The organism is Tardiphaga sp. OK245, from assembly GCF_900108575.1.
GTDB classification, from domain to species: Bacteria; Pseudomonadota; Alphaproteobacteria; order Rhizobiales; family Xanthobacteraceae; genus Tardiphaga; species Tardiphaga robiniae.
Map to the genome: position 1 here is coordinate 189,470 of NZ_FNWZ01000005.1, position 24,051 is coordinate 213,520.

General features: G+C 59.1%; 21 protein-coding genes and 1 pseudogene. 10 read left to right on the top strand and 12 right to left on the bottom strand.

The annotated features are described in order from the left end of the window. Positions 1-263: 263 nt before the first annotated feature. Entirely contained in the window at positions 264-2,126 is a 1,863-nt protein-coding gene (locus tag BLW80_RS24000; RefSeq protein WP_093760377.1) for a hypothetical protein, read from the bottom strand. Between the two features lie 46 nt (positions 2,127-2,172). Here BLW80_RS24000 and BLW80_RS24005 point away from each other — a divergent pair, with 46 nt between their 5' ends. Then, entirely contained in the window at positions 2,173-3,075 is a 903-nt protein-coding gene (locus BLW80_RS24005) for a hypothetical protein (protein ID WP_093760379.1), read from the top strand. A 426-nt stretch (positions 3,076-3,501) separates the two neighbouring features. Here BLW80_RS24005 and BLW80_RS30620 read toward each other — a convergent pair whose 3' ends face one another. Further along, the gene (locus BLW80_RS30620) at positions 3,502-3,876 is read right to left on the bottom strand and encodes a hypothetical protein (protein ID WP_210185349.1); all 375 of its coding nucleotides are present in this window, start codon (positions 3,874-3,876) and stop codon (positions 3,502-3,504) included. Here BLW80_RS30620 and BLW80_RS31010 point away from each other — a divergent pair. Continuing rightward, positions 3,820-4,106: pseudogene (locus tag BLW80_RS31010) on the top strand (hypothetical protein); the annotation flags it as partial. The gene BLW80_RS30620 and the pseudogene BLW80_RS31010 sit on opposite strands and share 57 nt — an antisense overlap. A 91-nt stretch (positions 4,107-4,197) precedes the next feature. Here the strand turns inward: BLW80_RS31010 and BLW80_RS24015 are convergent. Further along, positions 4,198-5,037, bottom strand: coding sequence for a universal stress protein (locus BLW80_RS24015; RefSeq protein WP_093760381.1), 840 nt, complete (start codon positions 5,035-5,037; stop codon positions 4,198-4,200). A gap of 317 nt (positions 5,038-5,354) precedes the next feature. On the opposite strand from BLW80_RS24015, the gene BLW80_RS24020 reads away from it, so the two are divergent. The 3 genes from BLW80_RS24020 to BLW80_RS24035 all read left to right on the top strand — a co-directional run bounded on the left by BLW80_RS24020 (position 5,355) and on the right by BLW80_RS24035 (position 10,185). After that, complete coding sequence (locus tag BLW80_RS24020; RefSeq protein WP_093760383.1) at positions 5,355-8,036, top strand: cation-translocating P-type ATPase; 2,682 nt, start codon at positions 5,355-5,357, stop codon at positions 8,034-8,036. Positions 8,037-8,116: 80 nt separating this feature from the next. Next, positions 8,117-9,328, top strand: a complete 1,212-nt coding sequence (locus BLW80_RS24025; RefSeq protein WP_093760385.1) for a cyclic nucleotide-gated ion channel — start codon at positions 8,117-8,119, stop codon at positions 9,326-9,328. 461 nt (positions 9,329-9,789) lie between these two features. After that, positions 9,790-10,185 carry a hypothetical protein gene (locus BLW80_RS24035; protein ID WP_139285911.1) on the top strand — a complete coding sequence of 132 codons (396 nt, stop codon included), beginning with the start codon at positions 9,790-9,792 and terminating at the stop codon, positions 10,183-10,185. 251 nt (positions 10,186-10,436) lie between these two features. Here the strand turns inward: BLW80_RS24035 and BLW80_RS30480 are convergent, their stop codons facing one another. Continuing rightward, a complete protein-coding gene (locus BLW80_RS30480; RefSeq protein WP_170849784.1) occupies positions 10,437-10,607 on the bottom strand; it encodes a hypothetical protein in 171 nt (56 codons plus the stop codon). A gap of 175 nt (positions 10,608-10,782) precedes the next feature. On the opposite strand from BLW80_RS30480, the gene BLW80_RS24045 reads away from it, so the two are divergent. Both BLW80_RS24045 and fixJ read left to right on the top strand, forming a co-directional pair. After that, entirely contained in the window at positions 10,783-12,225 is a 1,443-nt protein-coding gene (locus tag BLW80_RS24045) for a sensor histidine kinase (protein WP_502688630.1), read from the top strand. Further along, a complete protein-coding gene (gene fixJ, locus BLW80_RS24050) occupies positions 12,215-12,820 on the top strand; it encodes a response regulator FixJ (RefSeq protein WP_093760395.1) in 606 nt (201 codons plus the stop codon). Before BLW80_RS24045 ends, fixJ begins: the two co-directional genes overlap by 11 nt. A 26-nt stretch (positions 12,821-12,846) precedes the next feature. Here fixJ and BLW80_RS24055 read toward each other — a convergent pair whose 3' ends face one another. From BLW80_RS24055 to BLW80_RS24065, 3 genes are read right to left on the bottom strand one after another with little or no spacing between them, the layout of a single operon-like run. Continuing rightward, the gene (locus tag BLW80_RS24055) at positions 12,847-13,950 is read right to left on the bottom strand and encodes an ABC-type transport auxiliary lipoprotein family protein (protein WP_093760397.1); all 1,104 of its coding nucleotides are present in this window, start codon (positions 13,948-13,950) and stop codon (positions 12,847-12,849) included. A 9-nt stretch (positions 13,951-13,959) separates the two neighbouring features. Continuing rightward, entirely contained in the window at positions 13,960-14,709 is a 750-nt protein-coding gene (locus tag BLW80_RS24060; protein WP_093760399.1) for an ABC transporter ATP-binding protein, read from the bottom strand. A 3-nt stretch (positions 14,710-14,712) separates the two neighbouring features. Next, positions 14,713-15,864, bottom strand: a complete 1,152-nt coding sequence (locus BLW80_RS24065) for an ABC transporter permease (RefSeq protein WP_502688631.1) — start codon at positions 15,862-15,864, stop codon at positions 14,713-14,715. Between the two features lie 417 nt (positions 15,865-16,281). Between BLW80_RS24065 and BLW80_RS24070 the strand changes: the two genes are divergently transcribed. After that, complete coding sequence (locus BLW80_RS24070; protein WP_093760403.1) at positions 16,282-16,692, top strand: hypothetical protein; 411 nt, start codon at positions 16,282-16,284, stop codon at positions 16,690-16,692. A gap of 119 nt (positions 16,693-16,811) precedes the next feature. Here BLW80_RS24070 and BLW80_RS24075 read toward each other — a convergent pair whose 3' ends face one another. The 4 genes from BLW80_RS24075 to BLW80_RS24090 all read right to left on the bottom strand — a co-directional run bounded on the left by BLW80_RS24075 (position 16,812) and on the right by BLW80_RS24090 (position 21,990). Further along, positions 16,812-18,251, bottom strand: coding sequence for a TAXI family TRAP transporter solute-binding subunit (locus BLW80_RS24075; protein WP_093760405.1), 1,440 nt, complete (start codon positions 18,249-18,251; stop codon positions 16,812-16,814). 45 nt (positions 18,252-18,296) lie between these two features. Continuing rightward, positions 18,297-20,993 (bottom strand): bifunctional acetate--CoA ligase family protein/GNAT family N-acetyltransferase, encoded by a 2,697-nt coding sequence (locus BLW80_RS24080; protein WP_093760407.1) that lies wholly within the window; start codon positions 20,991-20,993, stop codon positions 18,297-18,299. Beyond that, a complete protein-coding gene (locus BLW80_RS24085) occupies positions 20,975-21,451 on the bottom strand; it encodes a CBS domain-containing protein (RefSeq protein WP_093760409.1) in 477 nt (158 codons plus the stop codon). The genes BLW80_RS24080 and BLW80_RS24085 overlap by 19 nt, the downstream gene beginning before the upstream one ends. Positions 21,452-21,513: 62 nt before the next feature. Next, the gene (locus BLW80_RS24090) at positions 21,514-21,990 is read right to left on the bottom strand and encodes an Hsp20/alpha crystallin family protein (protein ID WP_093760411.1); all 477 of its coding nucleotides are present in this window, start codon (positions 21,988-21,990) and stop codon (positions 21,514-21,516) included. Between the two features lie 280 nt (positions 21,991-22,270). On the opposite strand from BLW80_RS24090, the gene BLW80_RS30860 reads away from it, so the two are divergent. Further along, entirely contained in the window at positions 22,271-22,450 is a 180-nt protein-coding gene (locus tag BLW80_RS30860; protein WP_244528433.1) for a BON domain-containing protein, read from the top strand. 93 nt (positions 22,451-22,543) lie between these two features. Here BLW80_RS30860 and BLW80_RS24100 read toward each other — a convergent pair whose 3' ends face one another. After that, positions 22,544-22,849 (bottom strand): hypothetical protein, encoded by a 306-nt coding sequence (locus BLW80_RS24100; protein ID WP_139285913.1) that lies wholly within the window; start codon positions 22,847-22,849, stop codon positions 22,544-22,546. Positions 22,850-22,957: 108 nt separating this feature from the next. On the opposite strand from BLW80_RS24100, the gene BLW80_RS30865 reads away from it, so the two are divergent. Next, on the top strand, positions 22,958-24,034 hold the full coding sequence (locus tag BLW80_RS30865; protein WP_244528434.1) for a CBS domain-containing protein: 1,077 nt from the start codon (positions 22,958-22,960) through the stop codon (positions 24,032-24,034). Positions 24,035-24,051 lie beyond the last annotated feature (17 nt).

Sequence of the window (24,051 nt, forward strand, 5' to 3'; positions counted from 1 at the left end):
TGGTGCTGTCGACGTGCAGATCCGGAATGTAGAAGTTGCGGATGCGGAGCCCTTTCGGCGGCAGAAGGCCGTCCATTCCGATGACTCTGTCGATGAACCGTCGGCCCCGCGTCCAATGTAACAGACTGCCGACCGGACTAGATGGTCTTCTGGATAAGAGGCGCCATCCGGCCGCTGACCGCTTCGAACTCTGACGATCTCAACATGGATAGCTTCAAGGTAATCTTCCGCTCAACGTGAGACCTTGTTTTGGACGAGCGCTACTATCTCACAACTATCTTGGACCCGCCACCCGACGTGCGCATCGCCTTCAAAGTGCCATTCTTAGAACCGGGACCGCGGCCGTAGGTTTGCCTGAACCACCGGACCTCTTGCTCAAAAAATGTGACGTTAGACTCAACTGTTCGCTTTCTCTGAGAGCTATGCGGTCCACTACGATCGCGGTAAGTGCTCCATGTCTCGTACCCTCTTTGCAATTCTTGCAAGATGTAACGCGGGACATCATCAATCTTCGTGCGGATCTTCTGCGGATAGACCCCGGCGACGACGTAGGGTCGACGAGGATTGTCGCCATATGCTTCACGTTGAGCGGACCAGAATGCATGAGGAAGCATCTTCCCGTGGTGCTTCTTCAACGCACGCAACAAGACGTCCTCTGCTTCGGTCGTCGAGATGGGAAATAGTGTCCCTACATACCCGCGAGCCCCACCAAACATGAAATTGCTCGCCAAGCGATGCCAAGATACGCAGGCATTGTTAATTATGATCGGAGTGCCCTCGTTTGCTAACGACCTTGGTAGAGCAATAAAGTTTCCATCGCTCATCTTGAGCGCGGCGGATCCAACAACGCGCGACACGGTGTCTTTTAACGTAGGTTCGAGAACATCGTCTGCATCGCTTCGAACCTTTTCCATAAAGTCGTTTATTGCCTCACCAACGTATAATTTCTCTTTCTTCTCGCTATCGTTCCATGGGACGCCATCCAAGGAGACAAACCGCATGAACTGGGTCACATGCAGGAGATCCTCATCGTCTGTTCGTCCAACGCCAAGAGCTATGTCGACGACGAGCCGGCGCTCCAATCCCTCGGCATCTGTAAACTCGTAGGTCCATCGGTGACCCGACACGTCGCCGCAATGGGTTGCAATGATAAGCAAATCGTACGGGAATAGCTCAATCATATCAGATATCGACGTTACATCGGCTCCTGCGCCTTGATACCCGCGAACGAACAAGCGCTGTTCCGAAAGAATGCTCGCGGCGATATCGATTTCCGGCGCAGGCGTCGTCTCTGGATTTACTAGCGCAGCGACTTGAACCCCGCGCGAACCCGACTGTTCCGCGGCAAAGCCGTGCAGAACCGCCAAGCCAAGCGCCGGATAACCGAACAAGTGAGTGCACGGCACTTCGGGAAACGCAAATCCAAACGGCAGCCCGTCAGATATAAACGTAATAGATCCGCCGTCCGGGACCGCAATATCACCTGCAATGCTACGCAACTCATCGCGCAATTCTCTCAGAGAGTCCGACGGAGATTGATCTTGAGAATCGTACAAGGAATAGAAACGCTCCAAGATACGATCAATCTCGTCTCTCTTCGTCTCTCGAATAAGTATCAATCCTGCCCGAAGTGAGTAAGCGTAATTTGCGGCGATGACCTGCGATATATCATCGCCGACCTCGCATACGACAAGATGACCTGACCGCGCCTCGACCTCCCCCGGAGGGGACATTTTATCTTCAAAGATGATCGATCGCTTTTCGCGCAAAGCGCGGAGCAGCCCAATTCCTATCCGATCACGCCCCCAGGCGAGCGGATTATCCAATTGAGCACCGTTCGACACGTAGCCAGCGATGTTGATACCTTTTTCAACACGGGTAACGCGAGACTTTGGAAGTCTCTCCAGCATGGCGTTTGCAGTGTTGTCGTCAACTCCTGCCAGCAACACCCGTTTAGCCTTTGCGCGCACCACTGCGTTTGTTCGGTGTATCACTTCTGCTGCACTGTCGGGACGCTGCATTCGTGGCCCATCGATGACCGGGAGATAATGATCGGACTTGGCCATAACGGCAGATAGTTGCGCAGCAAGTTGCGCATCATTGGAGAAGATGACTACATCAGACATTACAGGGCATCTGGGAATCATATGCGGTTCACCGCCGGATTAATCAATGAATTTGTATCTAAAGCATTGGTATTGGAATGTCACAAACAGCCACACCATCAAGCATATCCCCTGGTCCACCATTCGCAGAATTGGGCAGTCGCGCCTCATAGCTTTGACTATAATAGTTCCCTTTTTAGGGTCACTGCTATTGTTCAATCAGAGCATTGTGGATGTTCTCACCTTATCCCCCGACTTAGTGCGCCGCTGGCTTCACTTGTCGGTGGATGAGTCAACGGCTGAAGCTCGCAAGCTCACGCTGGCTCGACTTTATTATATATACTTCGGCTTGACTTTCCTCGGGATAGGGTCGGCGTTGTTCGTGCTTTTCTGCCCTCTGGAGATCAAAAATTACTCATCGATAATCGAATACCAAACGACAGAAGCCCCACTGATCAGCCAACCACGGATGACGCTCATCCTGCCTTTCATCGCTTATCAGTATAGCCGATGGATGGGCGATGAGGTGAACGATGATACTCTCGGTTTTTGGCGAGGCCTTGGGCAACCAGACGACTTCCACGTTTTATTCTCTGCCGTGATCTCAGAAATGTACCAAGACCTACCAAACTATGACGATGATCAAGAGCGTGGTGAACTCGCTGACGGAAATGAAAACCATCTATACGAGGATTTCCGGGGGCGCCCAGATCCCAGCAAGATAGCGCACGCGATCCATTCGGGCCCGCAAATTTCGTTGGGATTTACAGCCGATCTAGAAGCTGTGGCCTTCAAAGCGAAATTCAGGAATGACATTTTTGCGATGCAGTACATGGCTTACGATCATACGAAGCCGTTTCTCCGGACGTTTATTGCTTCTGTATACGGACTTGGATTTTTGTTGCTGTTAATCCCAACTGCCCAGACCTTTTTTCGACTTCTTTTGCATTTGATACATCCTCACTCTTGATTGCTGCACAGTGCGAAGGTTGGGTCAGGTCCGGCAGGTCAGGTAATCCGTTTCTTTTCAATGCTGCCACGGGGTCTGCACCTTCGTAGCGAGGCGGATTGGCCGCGGCGGTCAATCCAACTTCGTGCGGGATGAGCTTCTCCAACAAGCGGAGGTAGGCCACCGGCGGCAGCGTAAACCGCTGTGATGGCCGGATAGATTTCGTGCTGTTTTTTTTGCCACCTTATCCGGAACATCGCGCTTGCGGAAGTTGTGGATGACATGATGACCTACCGACGATTTCGCAATGGACTCGCCCAAGCGACTTCCGGGAGGCCATCTGTTGCTCAGGCGGTCATGTCGTCGATGCCCTCTGGCGAGTTCAGAAGAACGATTGGGCAGCCCTCCTCGACCCGCATGACTGGGCGCCAACGCGATCTTTGGCGCTCAGGATGAGGAGATCGGCTGAGGGACCGTTGCCTTGGCTGTTGCAGCTCCCTTTTTCTGCCGTGACGGGAACACAAGGGCGAGAAGCGCGGCGATGCTGAGCGCGGATGAAACGATCAAAACGCCCCCACCCATGATGCCGATCAATATGCCGAAGCCAAGTGACGCCCTCGCCTGACAAATTCGGAACGGTGCGCCCAGAAGACCGAGACGATATCCGTAGTTCTCAGACCCGAAGACCGATAGGGGAAGAGTGCCGCGCGCGATTGGCCGCGCGCTGCCTCGCCATCGCGACCACAATGTCGCGATTCCGTTCTCAAAGTCGCATACGCCGTCCTGAGCTTTGGAGGCTTCCTCGGAATGGGCGACGACCACTACCCCTCCTGTGGCAGACGCTGAAGTACCACACCAATATTGAGGGGTATGTCACCAACGTGACGAAGACCCAGCTCGACGGCGCTCCGAAATACGCCAACGAGAACGATTGGGATTGGTCGGACACCAAGCGCTCGCACGCAGTGAACGACTATTACGGCACACCTTGCAGCCTGAAGGAGCGGCCCTTTGACCGAATATCCAGCAGGTGTCTGCCCAGCACCTTGTGACGTCACTGCGGTAACGGCGGGCTTACCTACGTCCGCTTTGCGCCGGTTTTTTCGAGAAACTCCGCCGTTGAAGCGGAGCGCTATCTACTCATCAGTGAGAGAACATTATCGGGAGCGGTGGATCGGACAACAGGCTCTTGGTTGCGCCCCCAAGAATGAACTCCCGGAATCTCGAATGACCATATGCGCCCATTACCAGCAAATCCGCATCGCATGAGGCGGCGGATGCCTTAAGCACTTCTCCAATTGACCGTCCCGCAGCGTCAATGTTTTCCAAGGTCACGCTAATTCCGTGCCGTGAAAGGTTCTTAGCGACCTCTTCGCTCGAACGCTTCGTATCGATCTCCTTTTCATTTTGAACGGTCACGATTCGAACGTCCTTGGCTTTTTCGAGAAGGTCGATCGCATCGGCGATCGCGCGCGCCGCCGTGCGGCTGAAATCCCAAGCGATCATCACGGTATTGAGCTCGAACGTCTCCGCGAGCACCCTTTCTGGAAGAATCAGAGTTGGCTTTCCTGTTCCAAAGATTACAGACTCGGCGTGCCACTGATCGTAAGAGGGTGCGGCCGGAATAATCATCAGGTCGCGCATCCGTCCGTACTCGACGAACACATCCGATACTTCATGCACGAAGCATTTCTCAAAAATTCTCTCATGGGACAGACCGGCTTTGCCCGCGACCGTTTCAAACGCGGTCAGCAACGTCGCCACATTCTGTCTGCTTTTTTCGGCCTCACGCGCGGCCAACGCTGGAATGTCGATGAGAGCGTTCGAAAGAAAGCTCCCCGGCACCTCGTGGTGAATCTCACAAGCGACGGCAGCGAGATGACATCCCAACACTGACGCAAATGACACCGCGGACTGTATCGCAGGAGAAGGGGTCGGCTCGGGATAGCTGGTCAACCCAAGGATCAGATCTTTGAATGCCATCGGTATCTCCACTGGAGCTGTTCAAGCTCACGCTCACGTTGCCGACCGGCGGGCATGTCAGTCTCTCCCGCCGCCTTCGTTGACGATGAATACTTAGCGCCGCTCCACATAGGCACTTTTGATCTGGGTCAACTGCGCCAACAAACTTCGTGCGACTCTTGTTACAACCGGATTGGAATGCGGGATTGATCTTCCTAGCTCCCGTTCGGCGAACAAAGTCACCAGCGGTGCCTTATTGCGCTGCCTCAAAATGGGGGCGACGGTCGTCGCCTAACATGGAGGAATATTTGGTCGACAGCGTGTGGAGTTGATAAACAATGGATCGCTTCCACCTCGAAGCTCCCCAGAGCGAAGACGCGGCCGATGTCCTGTTCGCCTTGGAAGTCGAGCCGAAAGCAGGCTTGTCTAATTCAGAGGCCAAGCAACGACTCTCCGTTTGCGGGGCCAATGAAATGCAGTCCAGACCGAGAGCCGGAATACTTTCGATACTACTGCATCAGTTTCAGAGCCCCGCAGTCATCCTACTGACGATCGCTGTTGTCGTGGCGCTTGCCCTCCGAGAGTGGGAGGAAGGCGTCTCAATTATCGTCGTTCTGATAATCAATGCGGTGATCGGCTTCGCGACTGAGTTCAAGGCCATCCGCTCCATTGAGGCCATAAGAGCCTTGGCAAATCGCTCATCCAGAGTGCTCCGAGACGGTGAAGTTTGCGTGATTCAGGCAAAGGAGCTCGTTCCAGGGGACATCGCGTTACTCGACGCCGGCGATGTCATTCCTGCAGACTTGCGGTTGATCGAAACAGCGAACCTGGAAGCCGACGAATCTACATTGACTGGAGAATCGGTGCAGATCGGCAAAACGACAACACCCGTTCACGCGGACGCGCGCCTCGCGGATCGCACCTCCATCGCTTTTCAGGGCACAAACATCGTACATGGAACTGGCGTCGGCGTAGTCGTCGCCACCGGTACGAATACAGAACTGGGTCAGATCTCGAAACTGGTTGCTGATGCCAAAACGGAGATGTCGCCGCTCGAGAAGAAGCTTGCGCGTCTATCGGGGCAGCTGATTTGGCTGACCTTGGTTCTGGCGACTCTCACTGCCGGGCTCGGCCTGCTTCAAGGCAAAGACCCGTTCCTTATGATCGAGGCTGCCATCGCGCTGGCGGTCGCCGCCATTCCCGAAGGGCTACCGATCGTCGCGACGCTCGCGTTGGCCCGCGGCATGTGGCGGATGGCACAAAAAAATGCCCTCGTCGAACGACTTGCAGCCGTTGAAACACTCGGTGCCACCACCGTGATTCTGACCGACAAGACAGGAACGCTGACCGAAAACCGCATGACTGTGCAACGTATCTGGCTCCCGTCTGGAGAGGTTCGCCTCGCCACAAATAGCTTTGGGTCAAGCGACGGCAGCAACGTCATCCCACCCGGTGCCGCAGCGGAGATGCAAGAAGCTCTCGAGGTTGCAGTGCTTTGCAACAACGCGACGCTATCGGACGTCGTAGGCGGAGACAGCGGCGACCCGATGGAATTGGCTCTCCTACGCGCCGGTCGGATGGCCGGGCTGGACCGACGCCGCCTGCTCCATGACAATCCTGAAGTGTCCGAGCTCGCATTCAACATCGAACGCAAGATGATGGCTACAATCCATCGTCATGGAGAGGACTACATCGTTGCCGTCAAAGGCGCGCCAGAAGCGGTGCTCGCTTCCGTCATCTTGGACGAACCAATGCGCAGAGAGTGGCTGGCGCGCGCTGCGGCGCTCGGCACCCAGGGCCTCCGCGTCCTCGGCATTGCCAAGAAGACTGCAAGATGCGGCGCCGACTTCTCCTTCGATGCATCCAAATTTCTCGGCCTGGTGGGCCTCGATGATCCACCGAGACCAGACGTGCCTGCGGCAATCGGCGCGTGCCGCGATGCCGGCATTAGAGTGATCATGGTCACTGGCGACCATGCGGCGACGGCACGCAGCATTGCTGGACAAGTCGGCCTAGGTGGCGAGACACCGCGTATAACCGCAGGCACGCAACTCACCAGGCACAATGGATCTATCGACACTGAGCTGCTGAAGTCTGACATCTTCGCGCGGGTAAGCCCGACAGAGAAACTGGAGCTTGTGCGTTTGTTTCAGGCTTCCGGTCAGATCGTTGCAATGACGGGCGATGGCGTCAACGACGCACCGGCCCTCCGCCAGGCGGATATCGGCGTCGCCATGGGCTTGAGAGGCACGGATGTGGCTCGGGAAGCGGCTGCCATGATCCTCTTGGATGACGCATTTCCTACCATCGTGGAGGCAATCCGTAACGGGCGCGTCATCTTCGATAATATCCGCCGCTTCGCGATCTATCTCTTGTCATGCAATCTCGCCGAGGTTCTGACCGTTGGCATTGCCATGATTTCCGGACTTCCGCTTCCGCTTCTTCCGATCCAGATACTGTTTCTGAACCTGGTCACAGACGTCTTCCCGGCCTTCGCTCTCGCCATGGGCGAAGGCGATAGAGACGTCCTAAAGCGACCGCCTCGGAGCCCAAAGGAACCGCTTCTCGGACGTGCTCAATGGATCGAGATATCCTTGCACGGCGCATTTTTGACCATGGCGACATTCGGCGCCCTAGCGGCCGCGCGCTACGGACTGCTCTTGAGTGAGACTGAGACCGTGACGGTCGCGTTCTTAACGCTGGCCTTCAGTCAGCTCTGGCACGTCTTCAACATGCGCGACCGACGTTCGAGCGCCGTCGACAATGACGTCAGTCGAAACCCCTGGTTGTGGGCCGCGCTTGCACTTTGTGCCGGCATCATCCTTGTTTCGGTATATTCACCCTATTTTGCGCGGATGTTGCACGTATCGCCGCCCGGAGCTGATGCGTGGGTCGTCATCTCCACCATGAGCGTGCTCCCGTTGATCGGGGGCCCGCTCATTGCTCGACTATCGGTGTGGCTGAAGCGTTATGGTAGGCAGCCGCGCTCACAGATGTCGCCGGACGCGGCTCCCCTTTAAACATTGACGGAACGCAACGTTTCGAACAAGGCCGGTAGTACAATCGGCCGCAGCAACGAGGCCATTGGGCTATAGTGCAAATGACATCGCTCGCTCAGCTACGTCGACGCGCTTTTTCCGCATTGGAGCGCCATGAAGAGTCCGATTGGCTCGGCCTCATCGTGCATGGGCTGATCATTTCCGTCATCTCGCTTTCGCTTATCGCAACCGTGGCTGAATCCGTTCCGAGCCTGTTGAGCGAATATCATTCCCTTTTGAGGGCCATCGAGTGGACCGCGGCAGCGGTACTAACGTGCGAATTGGCTGCCCGGGTTTGGACCGCGGTCGAACATCCGCAGTTTAGAGCGCACAACCATGCCGTTGCGCGAACGCGGTTTCTCCTAAGCATCCACGGCCTGATCGACCTTGTGGCGATTGCGCCGTTCTGGCTCAGCTCGTTTGTCGCTGGCGATCTGAAGATCCTGCTCGTCCTACGGTTTCTGCGGTTCTTGAAGCTTTCACGATATTCCCCCGCGACACGTGCTCTCCTCGACTCGCTCTATAGCGAACGACGTGCGTTGAGCGGGTGTCTTATTCTCATTGTCGGAGCAGCACTGATCTCAGCGGCGCTCATGCACTTTGCAGAACATCAGGCGCAGCCGGACAAGTTCGGCACCATACCCGAGGCGCTGTGGTGGGCGATTGTGACGTTGGGTACCGTTGGATACGGAGATGCGGTGCCCATCACCGCGCTGGGACGGTTGATCGCTGCGCTTACGATCTTTTGCGGCCTCTTGATGGTCGCATTGCCTATCGGAATCGTGGCTTCATCGTTTGCCAACGAGGTTCATCGACGTGACTTTCTCATAACATGGGGTTTGGTTGCGCGCATCCCCTTGTTCAGCACCCTCAGCGCGGCCGAAGTAGCGGAAGTCATGTCCATGCTGCGCGCAATCAGGGTAGGTCCAGGCACGGTTATAACGAGGCGCGGAGAGGCCGCCCACTCTATGTATATTATCGTCGATGGCGAAGTCGCGCTCAAACTCAAGCATCAGCATATTCGTCTGGTGGGTGGTCAGTTCTTCGGCGAGGTCGCGGTATTGCGGAGGGTGAAGCGGTCTGCGACGGCGACGGCAGTGGTGGCGACGCGTCTCCTTGTCCTGGACGCATCCGACCTTCACGGATTAATGGAACGCCAGCCCGCCCTGGCGGACCGCATCAAACAGGCAGCCAGCACCAAACTCGGCCACGAGATTTACGCCGATGACACAGACCTGAGTGCGAATGAGTATTCCGGTGCGCCATCCCAATAATTCTACATCGTGTGCGCTATTTATCTTGCTAAACTCTTCTTCCATGGAAGCCATCGATGATCAGGGGTGGTGAGCTACAGCGATTCGTTCGCACCCACCTTCTTCGATGCGGCGATTGCGAATGTCTCGGTGAGATCTACATCCGACTGCAGGAGAGCTGGTGGCCAAATTGGTGCCCCGGAGCGATAGGTATTGCGGCAGCCACCCCCACGCTCTAAGCGAGACGGCAGCCCAGGCTGCATCGCACGTTGGGTAATATCTACGATCTCAAATGGCCAGATAGCACCTAGCGGCCCGAAGATGATCGAACTCACTCTTTTTGCACACGTTCGATTGCGAAGCCGCCGCGCGCGCAGCGGTCGGTTCGACCAGCGATTTCATGAAGTTTTTGACCCACGTCAAAGTCTCAGGAGCCGCGTGGATCAACATGCGGACAAGTGCATGATCGAACCAGATCGCCCATGGAGGCATCAATGTCAGAAAACAACAGCGTACCACATAGCGTCCCCGCAATCGCAACCGCGCTGCGCCAACGTGCTGCGCAGGCGGCTGCTGTCCAATCCGAGCTCGCCAAGAAGGTGATGGAGATCAACCAGCATTGGCTGGAGCGGATTCAGAAGGATTCGACCGAAGCTTGGCAGTTGCTGTTCAAGTTCGGTGGAACGCCCGCAGTCGGCGAAAAAATCAAGCTTTGCGAACAATGGATCGAGGGCGCAATGCAGAACGCCGCCGACGATGCCAGCTACGCGCTGGACAGTGCGAGGGCTCTCGGCGAGCTCGAAATGCGTTTCTTCGCGCCGGCCGATACCGCAGAAACGAAACCATCGGAAGATGCTGCGGAGTCCCGGAGCGCATGACCCAAGACGGCCCCCCGCGGCCCGCGCGGGATAAGGCGCAACCGGGAGGCGCTCATGCCGATTGAACAGGAATGGCAAAGCATCCAATCAGCTCCCGATGATTGCGATCTTGAGCTCGCGGTCATCGAGAGCGAGGTCCCGCATGCGCTCGTCTTCCCCTGCCGTCGCAGACCGGGCGGCTGGATACACTCGGAAACCAGGGCAATCATCAGGGTAGAGCCGACCCATTGGAGGCTCTGGCAGAGATCTGACTAGCAGCCGGACCGCTTCCCAGGTTGCGGTCGATTCTTCAGCATTGATGCGAGCTTTGCCTCTTCCTCGGCCAGCAGCCGCATGAGCAACTTCCGCTTGTCATCGTCTGTTTCGGTTTCGAGTAAGCGTTTAAAATGCGCGATGTTGAGGTCTGCTACGCTTTTGTCCATGGCCGAAATCCCCGATCTGCCGCCAAGGTATGCCAGGGTATCTTGACTATCGCACGCGAAGAGTACGATGGGAAGAACTCGAACGCACCCATGTAGCGGTTGCGGCTGAGCTATGCTGCACATCGACGTTGACGTAGGCGTAGGTGTGGGTTGAGGTGGTCGGGGAGACAATACCTTGAACAGTCGGGCGCGCGCTTTTATTCCATACGGCATGGCTGCAGCCGCGGTCGCCGTGGCGGTATCGTTGCGTATGCTGCTCGAATATTCTTTCGAGGGCCGTACCTTCACGGTCATTTACGTGCCGGTCGTGGTTTTCGCTGCTTTCGTGGGAGGTCGCGGGCCCGCAATCTTAGCCACGTTGCTATGCATCGTCGGCAGCTTGGCCATCAGCGGTAGGGAATTGCTGCTGCATCCCGCCAATCTAATTGACCTTTCGTTCTTCGCGGTGGTGGGGCCCGTGCTTGGCTTCATGGGTGACCGGCTGTTCAGGGAGTCCGATCACGCACGAAAACGGCAGGCGCATCTGCAATCGATCCTGGAGGCCATGCCGGAAGCCATGATCGTCATCGACGACAGAGGCATCATAAGCTCCTTCAGCGCCGCGGCGGTCCGCCTATTCGGATGGAGCGCAGCCGAAGCGATAGGCAGGAACGTTTCCATGCTGATGCCGTCGCCATACCGGGCGGAGCACGACGGCTATCTCGGCCGCTACCGACAAACCAGTGAGCGCCGCATCATCGGCATCGGCCGCATCGTCGTTGGGGAACGCAAGGACGGGTCCACATTCCCTATGGAGCTCGCAGTCGGCGAGGCTAAGGTCGGCGAAGACCGGTTCTTCACCGGCTTCGTTCGCGACCTCACCGAGAGGCGCACGCAAGAACGCCGCGTTCAGGAACTCCAGTCAGAGCTCGTTCACGTCTCCCGTCTGACCGCGATGGGCGAGATGGCATCCTCTCTGGCGCACGAACTCAATCAGCCCCTTTCGGCGATCACGAACTACGTACGCGGCGCGAAGACGCTGCTCACGCAGCCGAATTCCGATACTTCGCGGATAGCGGCAGCGCTCGACCGAACGGCCGAACAGGCGTTGCGTGCAGGGGAGATCATCGCCAGGCTGCGGGAGTTCGTCGCTAAAGGCGAGACGCAGTCCGCACTGGAGAATCCCGGTACTTTGCTGGAGGAGGCAGCGGCGCTTGCATTGTTTGGAGCCCGGGATCTCGGCATCCACGTGACACTGCGTGCCGAACCGGACATGCCGCCGATTCTCGTCGACAGGATCCAGATCCAGCAGGTGGCCCTGAATCTCATCCGCAACGCCATCGAGGCAATGGCGACGGAAGATCGGCTCGAACTCAGCATCACCGTCCGCCGTGACGGTGATTCCGCTCTGTTCGAAATCTCGGACACCGGGCATGGTCTCGGTACAGAGATCCAAAGCCGCCTCTTCCAGCCCTTTGTAAGCACCAAACCGGATGGCATGGGCGTCGGCCTTTCGATCTGCCGCACGATCGTCGAGTCCCATGGCGGTCGCATCTGGGCCGAGCCGGTGATCGAGGGCGGCACGCGCTTTCAATTCACTTTGCCCTTTGCAGAGCAGGTCCCACAACATGAACGATAGACCCACCATTGATATCATCGACGACGACCCCGCCATGCGCGATTCTTTGGCCTTCCTGCTCGATGTCAATGGATTCAACGCCCGCTCGCACGGGACCGCCGCTGCGTTCCTCGACCATATTCGAAAGACTGTCCCCGACTGCGTCGTCTCCGACATCCGCATGCCCGGCATGAGCGGGCTGGATTTGGTCCGCAGACTCAAGGCGGACGGCGTGCCCTGCCCCGTCATAGCTATCACCGGCCACGGCGACGTCGCGCTGGCTGTCGAGGCCATGAAGGCCGGCGCCGCCGATTTTATTGAGAAGCCCTTCGACGACGAAGCGCTGCTCTCGGCCATACGGTCGGCCATGGCAGCCAAGCCGGTTGATGGGGCGGACGCCGGACGTGAGGGCGCGATGGCCCGTCTTGCTGACCTGTCGCCGCGCGAGCGCGACGTGCTGCAAGGTCTGGTATCCGGGAAGATTAACAAGGTGATCGCGCACGATCTTGGGATCAGTCCGCGCACCGTCGAGGTTTATCGCGCCAATCTGATGGCGAAGACCGGCGCGCGAAGCATGTCGGAGCTCATGCGGCTGGCGCTTGCTGCGGGATTATAGAATCCTGGTCCGCCTCAACGCTCCTGCTACGACTTCCGCGCCGTCCACCGGACCAGATCGCGCGCAAGCGACTGGAAGGCATTGTTGAAGGCGACCGCCGCGCCGGCCGGATCCATCGCACCGATCGGTTGCGACGCGCTGAATATCCGGGCCGCTGTCACTTTGCCAGCCTCGTCGAGAATCCTCGCCGACATTATGATAACGGCCTTGGCGTCGACCGACGGTTCGATCTCGAACTTGCGCAGGTCCAGCACGACCCGTCCGCCACCCTGCCCTGCATTGTCGGGACGCAGCGGGGGATGATCGACGTCGTAGTTCTCGAAGCTCTGGAGCAGCTTCGCCTGCAGGAGGGCTGGTAGGCTGTCGCTCCATTGCGCAGCCCCAAAGCCGGGCTGGTCCTCACCCGATGGAAACAGAAAGCGTTGCGTCTGCAGCCGCGCGATGGCCGTGGGTTCGCCAATGGTGATCTGCGCCTTCATTGGCGGCTGCCCCGGCTCGAACTGCGGAGCTTCGAGGTCGTAGGTAATCTTGGCCTGCGGCGCCTGACCGCCGCCCATCGTCCGGTCGAGCCCGGCCAGTATGCTGTCCACGCGCGGCGTATTGCGCGCCAGACCCTCCGCGAAGATCTTCAGGTTCGCGACCGTATCGCGGAGCGGATCTGCGTTCTCCGAAAGGACGGCGTCCACGCGCCGCAGCGCGTCCCGCGCCGCCTGCGTCATGCTCTGGCCCGCGCCCGGCCCGGCCTGCAGGACATCGCCGGGATCCAGACCCGCAGTACCGCCGCCACCTTCGAGCGCAACGACCGGCACGCCGGTGAGCCCCTGGAAGTCCAGCCCGATCTTGGTGTCCTTGCGGACTGGTGTTTCAATAGCCACCGCGACGGTGGCAGCCACGGCCCGCGGACGCGCTGGGTCAAGACGTAGAGACGTCACCTCTCCGACTCTAATGCCGTTGAAAAGGACAGCGGCTCCGGTCAACAGTCCGGGAACGGGGCCGTCGAACGCGATCTGATAGGTCGCACGGCGCCCGACGGCACCAGCATTGTTCAGCCAGTAAACGAAGCCGAACACGCCGACGATCACGGCGAGTACGAACGCTCCGACGATGACGAATGGTGCGCGCGTTTCCATGTTCTTCTCCTAGGCGGCGGGGCTATGGATCATCTTGGCGCGTACGCCGTGGAAGTAGCTCCTGACCCACGGATGATCCGAGGCCCGGACGTCGTCGAGGGAGCCCAGCGCAACGATCTTTCCTTTTGCGAGTGCGGCGACGCGGTCGCAGATCGATGCAAGACTGCTGAGGTCGTGGGTGACCATGAACACCGTTAGACCGAGCGTCTTCTGAAGCACGGTGATGAGGGCATCGAACTCACCCGCGGCGATGGGGTCGAGCCCCGACGTAGGCTCGTCGAGAAACAGGATTGCCGGGTCTAGCGCAAGCGCGCGCGCAAGGGCTACGCGCTTGGTCATTCCTCCCGATAGTTCGGAGGGAAACTTCTCACCGTCCGCCGCAGTCAGGCCCACCATTTCCAGCTTGGCGTTAGCGATTTCGTCCATTAATTCGTCCGAGATATTGACGTTCTCGCGCAACGGAAACTGCACGTTCTGACGGGCGTTCAACGACGAAAAAAGGGCTCCCTGCTGAAAGAGCACACCGAGGCGGCTGACCGCGCGGCGTTCGATTTGCGGATCGATGCGTATCTCGCCGCTTCGCTTTGGCAGCAACCCGATCATCGCGCGCATGAGGACGGACTTGCCGCCTCCAGAGGCGCCGACCAGCCCCATCGTCTCGCCCCGGCGGACGGTAAGTGACAGCTGATCGATGACCACGTGGCGGCCAAAGCCGACCACCAAGTCGTCGATTTGGATGGCTGCGCCGGGCTCGGACATGGCCTACATTCCGATCGATGCGAAGAAGACGGCGAACATGCCGTCTATGACGATGACGAGAAAGATCGATTTCACGACCGACGCAGTGGTCTGACGGCCAAGCGACTCGGCGCTTCCCTTCACGCGCAAGCCTTCCACCGCTGCGACAATGCCGATGACCAGGGCCATGAACGGTGCCTTGATCAGGCCGACCTCGAAATGGGTCACAGACACGGCCTCGCGGAGTCGCGCGATGAAGATCGCAGGGCTCATTCCGCCGTAGAGCCATGCGACAAGACCGCCACCGTAGAGCGCTGCCAGCGAGCCGAGGAAGGCGAGGATCGGCAATGCTATGATCAGCGCCAGTACGCGTGGAACGATTAGCACTTCGATAGGATCCCGCTCCATGGTGATCAGGGCGTCGATCTCCTCGCGCATCTTCATGGAACCAATCTCGGCAGTGTAGGCGCTGCCGGAGCGGCCAGCGACCATGATGGCCACGATCAGAACTCCGATCTCGCGCAGCACCAGGATGCCGACCATGTCGACCACATAGGATTCCGCGCCGAAGCGCCTGAAGTGGAAGATACCCTGCTGGGCAATGATCGCGCCGATCAGGAAGGTGATCAGCAGCATGATCGGAATCGCCTGCCAGCCGACCCGAAACAACTGATAGACGGTCGAGGTCACGCGCAGCCGCGCAGGTCGCAGCATGATGCGTCCGAGGCTGATACTGACCGCCCCAAGCAGATGCAAGAACGCCACGGCATCACGGTACACGCTCGCCATGTAGTCTGCTGCGCGCTCGATCTGAACCTGCAGCCAAGCCTTTCGCGGTTCTATATCCGGCGGCCCCCTGTTGAGTTCATGTGCCTGCGCGAGCAGTCCTGACAGGGATGCCGTAAGGCCATGGGCTTCCACGGCGCAGCCGCTGGCGGGCGCACGGGTCAACTTCTCGAGAACCCAAGCACCGGACGTATCGAGGGCTGTCACGGCCGTCAGATCGAGTTCGCCGCCAGGAGCCGGGCGGAGACGCAGTTCCGCCTCGCGCAGCAGCCGCTCCATCAATTCGGCATGCTCCACTGTCCAAGAGCCACAGGCGACGAAAGCGAGCGGTCGCCCAGGCTGTGCTGTCAGCGTCGGAAGTAGATCAGGCGGGCTTATGGCGTCTTGCATAAGCGCAGTTAGAAGGATCGCCCCCTGCCGCGCCTTGATCAATCGCAAGGCGGCCGCCCTATCGATGTGGGTGAGTTTGACGTGGGTCAATCGGCAGAAGCCAAATCGGCATACTCTGCGGATGGTGAGGGACCAGGATGCCAAAACATACCGCACAGCAGGATCGCTACACGGCTCCGCGATGTGGGCTTGCTTCGAGCGTCGTCCGAGTTTGGTCGGCCATACAGAAGATTTTGACCGATCGGCAGCGCCCTCTCGAGAGAAGGGTGATCGAGCAGTCCGCCTCCGCTGTCGTCTCCGCCCTCATGATAGGCATTCTGGTCGGCGCGGCACTGCGTGCGACCTACCGAACGGGAGGTCCGGATCGGCCTCGCCGGCCGGCATGACCAATACCGATCCTGACCGAAGGGACATTCCATGCAGCAGCACTCCTTCCAACCCATCCGTAACAGCAGCCTCCCCGCGACCTTCCGCAGAATCCGCCTCGAACTTGCGCGCAGTGCGCAGCATCCCGAGGGAAACTCCGAGATCGGCTACGTGATCGCCGCGCCGCTCGACGGGAACGATCGCATCGATGCTGCGTCGTGGAAGTCGCACCGCGAGGCTTGCCGCGTCACGCGCCTGCGTCCGGGCGGAGATGACATTCGCGGCCATCTCGTCCGCCGGCCCGGCGGAAGCTGGGCATTCCACTACGATGTGGCCGGAGACATGTCGGACGAGGCGGGATTCCATTTCGAGGAGGAAGCGTTCCGGCAGGGCGAATACGTTTCGCTGCGCGAGGCCGACGCAATCCACACCTATCGGGTGGCGTCTGTCACCCCGCTTTAACTGACCGCGCTTCAGGCTGCTCTGACGTTTTCAGAATGACAAGTGGCTCAGTGGCAAAGGATCGGTCCCTCGGTATTTTTGTCCGATATAAGCAAGGCAGGTAACGGCCAAATTTGCCCTCATGAAATCCGGTTGCCAGGTCGTGTAACGCCGAAGCGTGCAGAGTTGTCCGTGTGTGCGGCCAGCTCAGCTCGCCTATCGACGATCGCGCCATGCAGCCGGTCAAGGACCAGACTCAAGGCCATCAGAGCACCTTCATCGACGGCGCCATCGTCGTAACAATCGAGCGTCTCGCGCAAGACGGCATCGATCTCGGTTTGCAGTGCCGTCAGCGCGCTTTCGGAGCTTGCCTCGCGAACCCTTGTCATGGCGCCCAGCAACTTGTCGCGGTGGACCGTGGCCAGGTCCTTCTCATCACGCTTCAAATAATGACCGATCCACGCGCCAGCTGAGCCGATGACCGACAGCAACAGAATTCCTGCCCAAAAGTAATCGCTGTACCTTTCGAGGAATGTGCGCTCCGTGCCGTCGATATACGCAGCCGCGCCCGGGTGAGCTGGTAATGAGGAATCCTTGTCCGTGTCAGGCTTCTCAATCTTCGCTGCGTCCGGATTGTCGCGTGAGAGACCTTGACGCGCGGCCAGCAGTTGTCGCGTGAACGCACCCGCGGCAGCATCCGGCAGAGAACTCCGCGCAACGAACAGATCATTGACGCTAACCGTCTCGATTTCGTCATCCGGTCGGGCGGGGTTGGCCGCGAAGACATGTCCTGGAATCTTGGCCGACTGATATAGCGGATGCTTCTGAGCGATCGCGTCAGACGCATCAATACGCAAGAACATCGGTTCACCTCGGCGGGCGGCTGTGAGCACGATCGCCTCCGATGTGATCCTGCTGTCGAGTGGGCCAATGGTCATGAAGGCGTCAAGGCCGGGATCATGCGCCATCTGACCGATCTGGTCTGCTCCGAATTGCGACACTTTCACTTTTTCCGGGGCAACTCCGGACTCCGTGAGGATCACCTTCAGCAATTTCAAATTCTCGTCGCCACGACCGATGAGACCGATCCGACGACCGGTCAGATCACCGATCTCCCCGATCTTTGCTTTCACGGCTCGTTTGCGGCGGCCGGCCGGAGCCCAGAGCACGACAACATTCTTGCGCAAGATCGCCAGCGATTGAGCGTCGCGAGGCAGGTCGAGATCGCTGCGAACGACAACGATGTCCGCTTTCGATGCAGCTAGAAAGGCGAGATTTTCTGCACCGCCACTCGTTTCAATGACCGACAGGCGGACCGGATTATGGTCGTTGGCGAACCGTGCGGCTATCGCTTGAATCAGCTTCTTGTCGTTGTTGTCTGAAGCGCCTACGGCAATCCGCAGCATGACCGGTCTCGTAGCCACATAGGTCGCGCCCGCGACGACGCTGACTAGCAGCAGGACGATGCCGAAAAACGAGAACAAAGTGTTTTTGCGTTTCCGGCGCCGCGGATCATGGTCGGACATTCGATTGCCGTTCTTTCGCCCCGCAGAGCCGATACGATCCAAAATTAATGGCATCGGGCGGCTCTCCCTTACCACTGCCTCCGGAGCCAGCGTTTCAAGTCATTGCGTCCGCAGATCCAGCGAAACAAGCGCGACGGCCGGATCCTCCGGGTCGCTCGCAACCTGGAAACCCAAAGCCCGGCACATCTGCTGCATGCCGTCGTTCGATTGCAGCACGTCGCCATGCAGTTCGAGAAGACCTTCGCTCTTCGCGTAGCGGATCAGTTCGGTCATCAGGGCCCAGCCGAGGCCATGGCCCTTCCTGTCGGAGCGGACCAGAACGGCATATTCCGCCGTCCTGTACTGGGAATCCGAATGCAGACGCGAGACTCCGAGTATTTCGCCGCCGCCGGGAGCCACCGCGGCGAAAGCCATGGCGCGCGCGTAATCGAGTTGCGTGAGCCGGGCGACGAACGGATGCGGAAATTCCTTGATCGCCCCGAGAAACCTCGAATGCAAATCGACGGCATCAGTGTGGTCAAGCAGATGCTTGATAGCGGCCTCGTCCTCCGGCACGACCGGACGCAGGTGGACGGTTTCACCGTCCTGCAGAACGACGTCGCGCTGCCACGCTGCGGGAAACGGCCGGATAGCCAACCGCGTCTGTCCTGCGAAGAGTCGTTCTGGTACGGCCACCGCGATCCGCACATCCAGCGCCAGAACGCCGGCTTCGTCCGCAAGCAACGGATTGATGTCGAGTTCGCGGATCAGCGGAAGGTCGATCGCCATCTGCGATAATTTCAGCAGCGTCATCTGGACGGCGTCTTCCTTGACGGCGGGGACATCGCGGTAGCCAGCCAGTTGCCGCGCGACCGCGGTGCGCTTCACCAGATCGTCCGCCAGCTTCATGTCGAGCGGCGGCAATGCGAGCGCCTTGTCGTTGATGATTTCGACGGCAGTTCCGCCACGACCGAAAGCGACCACCGGTCCGAACGTCGGATCGTCGGCAAGGCCAGCGATCAATTCCCGCGCGCGCGGCCGCATGATCATCGGCTGGACGATAACGCCGGCAATGCGGGCGTCCGGACACTTGGCTGTCACGGCCTCCATCATCGCACCGTGGGCAAGGCGGACAGCGTCGGTGTCCCGCAGGCCAAGCACCACGCCTCCGACATCGGACTTGTGCACGATGTCGCGCGACAGAATCTTCATAACTACCGCATGGCCCTTCCGGAAGAAGCCTTCCGATAGTGATACGGCTTCGTCCACATTCGCCGCCATCCGCGTCGGGACGATCGGGATGTCGTAGGCGTCGAACACCGCCGCGATTTCCAACGGGTCGAGCCAACCACGCCCCTCCCCGATGGCTTGGTCCAGGACGCGTTGCGCAGCGGCACGATCGACCTTGGCGTCCGCCATGACTCCAGGAGGCGTCGCCATCAATGCTTGCATCGACTCATAATGGTGCACGCCGTAAATGAATGCGCGTATGGCATCATCCTCCGTCGGGAAATTCGGGATGGCAGCGGAGTCGAGGGGCGCCGACACTGCCGCGTCGGCACCGACGAAGGCGGCCAACACCGGTTTCGGCAGTGATCCGGACCCGTTGCCCCTGTGCTCCGATACGGTATCGGCTACCGCATGGGCGATGGCGACGGGATCCGCCACGGCGGTCTGGACATTCATTACCAGGACGGCATCGTTGTCGGCGTCATCAAGCAGGGCATCCAGCGCCGCCCGGTAGACGTCAGCCCCCGCATCGCCGCCGACATCCACCGGGTTAGATCCTGACCATCCGCCAAGTGCATCGTCCAGCCGCGATCTGACGGCCCTCCCGAGGTCCGCCGGAACGCCACCGAGTTCGACCAATCGATCGACTGCCAGGATGCCCAGACCCCCGCCGTTGGTGAGGATGGAGAGACGCCGCCCGCGAGGCTCGACGCCCCCTGCCAGCACCTCGGCGCAGTCGAACAACTCCCTGAGGTCGAACACGCGCAGTAGGCCTGCGCGGCGAAAGGCGGCATCGTAGACAGCATCTGCGCCCGCCAGCGCTCCGGTATGCGTCGCCGCCGCCTTGGCGCCCTGCGCCATGCGGCCCGCCTTGACCACGACCACGGGCTTCACGCGCGCCGCTGCGCGCGCCGCCGACATGAATTTCCGCGCGTCCGGGATCGCCTCAAGATAAAGCAGGATGGCGCGGGTGCCCGGATCCGACGCGAAGTAGTCAAGACAATCCGCAAGATCGACGTCAAGCTGATCGCCGATCGAGACGATACCCGAGAAGCCGACGGGCCGACGCGCCGCCCAGTCGACCATGGCGGCTACAATCGCACCCGACTGTGAAATCAGAGCCAATGATCCTTCGCTCGGCATGTGCGCCGCGAAGCTCGCGTTCAGGCGATGCTGCGGCACAAGTAGACCTAGGCAGTTCGGCCCGATCAACCGCAGTCCGCCGTTCTTCGCCGCATCGAGTGCAGCTGCGGCGAAGGAATTCGCGCCGTGGCCCAGACCAGAACTGAGGATGACAGCTCCCGCCGCGCCCTTGATGGCGGCTGCGGAAATGATCCCCGGTACCGCCGCCGCCGGCGCCGTGACGACGACGAGATCCGGCGAGAAAGGCAGAGCGTCGAGGGACGGGAACGTCTTGTGGCCCTCGATGTCCGGATGCACGGGATTGACGACCCCGAATTTGCCAGCGTATCCCGCCGCGCGGATGTTGCGCAGAACGGCGGCTCCCAATGATCCTGGACGGGGACTCGCGCCGACGAGGGCGAGTGCCTGGGGAGCCAGCAGCTTCTCTAACCTGTACGTTGACATGCTGCAGCATCCGGGCCGAGGGTGGGCACGCTGGCGGGGAGCGTGCATTTTCGCAAGGCTCGGAATATGTCTCCGCGGCCCACGATACCGATGAGCTTGTTCTCGCAATCGAGTACCGGCACGCTCTTGATCCGGTGCTGCACCATGGTCTGCAGGACGCGGGTCAGGCGGGTATCGCTATTCGCAGAGATCACGTCGCGTGACATGATTTCCTCGACCATGGTTCCCATGATCTCGTCATAATGCGGCAGAATCTGATCCGTACCGAGAGCGAAGGGCCGCAGAGAATCGAACTTCGAAACGATTCCGATGACTTCGCCGTTCCGGACCACGGGATAGGACTCGACGTCATCCATAGCGAACAACCGGTGCAGGTCGCCGACGGTTGTCTCTGGAGAGACCCGCCTGCAAGGCCTTGTCATTACATCGCCAGCAGTCTCTTCAAGAAATTCATACATAGTTCGCTCCCGGGCGGCCGGAGAGACGTGCTGCGGATCAGCGCGGCGCGTCTCGTGTTGGATCAGGCTGCGCTCTTGATCTCGATCTGCTTCGAGACCTTGGGTGCCGGCTTCTGAACCGTCACTTTCAGGATTCCCTTGGCGATCTCGGCGGATATGTCTTCCGACTTCACACCCGCAGGCAGTTCGATGGAACGGGAGAACGACCCGTAGCTTCGTTCAACGAGATGGTAGTCCTTCTCCTTTTCCTCGCGCTCGTTCTTCTTTTCGCCGCGAATAGTAAGGACATTGTCGGCGACGTTGAGCGTGACGTCCTTCTTTTCAAGACCGGGAAGTTCGGCCGTGATTTCGATCACCTTGTCGGTCTCGCTCACATCCATGTTCGGGACGACGCCCGCATGGGTGACGAAGCCGGGGAAACCGCGCGCGAAACCGTCGAACAGTCGGTCGATCTCCTGCTGGAGAAAGGACAGCGGATTAGACTCACGGCGCGAAACCTGACGCTCGGCGCCGACGGGAACAACAGATTGCTTGGACATATACTTGCCTCCTGTTTGAGCCTTGATGGCAACGGAAGCATACTCGGCTGGGGACTGCCGGCTTTGCGCAAAATCAAAAGGCCGCCCTGGATCGGCGCAATGAATATGACCGGCTGTCCGATGAAATCATGTTGCTTGTTCAGGACGCTGGATCACATTGACCGCACCGTCGACAGGCATTCCGAAAAGACGGCGACGGAAGAAACGACGTCAGGAACTGTCCGGCGTCCGCGGGATCACGAACAAGATTGAAATCAAGCCGCGAGCAGAACTGTCCAACGTGAAGCTGAAGATCGAGTCTGCACTCACGCGTGATGCTGGTCGCGTCACCGTCAAGGATGGCCATAACGTCATTCTCGAAGGCAACGTGGACTGCTGGGGCGAAAAACGCGCTGTCGAGAACGCGGCTTGGTCTACCCCGGGAGCATCCGCGGTCGATGACCGGCTGACGATCAATTGAGAAGTGGCTCATCCTGCAGGCGGTCGTCTCTGCAGGCGGCTGCCAGACCGAACGAACTTCGAGCCGAAGGCGATATTTGGGCGCTCGCGAACGTTAGAGCGGAGCGAAGAGCATTCTCTCCCTTAGGGCCTGTATCGTATCGTAGATCTGTTCTTGGACCCCCGCCACGTCCTTTATCGTCTTTTGCTTGTCAGTGTCAGTCGACGTAGGAACTTCGAGCGCGCCCATGCAGTGTCGGCTGGCCTGCTGGACCGCCTCCAGGACTTCTTCCGCCGTAAAGTTCAGCCGATGTCCCATGGCCGTGGCCCGGCGGATCCTGTCGGCATATCCGCGCAGACGCTCGCCGGCGAATACGACGGGACTTACTTCGGGCGCTTTGCGCCGAGTGGCACGATGCATAGTGCCCTCCTATAGGCGAGCGAGATAATCAACGACCTGTCCGGTGAGTTTGCCCAGAGCCGAGACATCAACCGGTCTCGAGGACGACTTCGCAGCCACCGGTCCTGTATGGATGCGGTCGCGGCCGGGAGGCGGCAAACCTCTTTCGAGGGCCGCGATCCGGCGCTCCAACACCACGGCTTCCATGCAATCCATGGTCATTGCCCTGTTGCCATTCGACAGATCACGGATCCGCTGCAGGCGAGCAAGTTCGAATGGCGTTCTTTCAACTGTCCTCACGGCATCCCCTCTAGAATTTTGTCGAATGCGTTTCGTGTGATGTATCGATCAATTACCGCAAAGCTAATCCGCGCAAAGCTCTTCGCCTTTGAGGAAGATCAAAGCAAGCATGTCATGTCATGCGATGTTTCATCGCCGCTGGATGTGGCGGTGCCATCCTACTTCATCGTATCGCTGGACATCGGGCGATCGTCGGAAGCACGCTCAGGAGGACATTCCATGAAGGCACGCGATCTAATGACTTCACCGGTCATCTGCGTCGGTCTCAGCGCGACGGTTCGAGATATCGCAAAACTAATCGTTGAAAAGCGCATCAGTGCAGTGCCCGTCTTGGACGGCGCGGGCAAGCTGGCCGGAATCGTGACCGAAGGCGATCTGCTGCGCCGGGTCGAGTCCGGGACAGAGAATCGTTATTCATGGTGGGTGCACATGCTTGCCGGAAATCACGCTGTGGCAGCAGACTACGTAAAATCGCACAGCATCAAGGTCAGTGACATTATGACCCGCGACGTCGTGACCGCATCACCTGAAACGTCCATCTACGAAATTGCGGGCCTCATCGAGGAGAAACACGTCAAACGCATTCCGATCGTGGATGCCGACGGAGCCACTGTCGGCATAATCAGCCGATCGAACATTGTGCAGCTGGTTGCCGGCGCGCGGCCAAGGATCGAAGTCACCCTTGCCGACGAAACAATCAGAAGCGATCTCATGAGCAAGATCAAGACACTGCCTTGGGCGCATCCCCAACACCTGAGCATCACTGTCAGTAACGGCATCGTCGACATCTGGGGCGGCGTAGAATCGAATGACGAGCGAAAAGCCATCCGCGTCGCCGCCGAGTCGCAACCCGGTGTTTCTTCGGTCAACGATCATCTGCTGGAGATGCCCATTTTCGGTACCTGACCGCTCGATATGCAGGC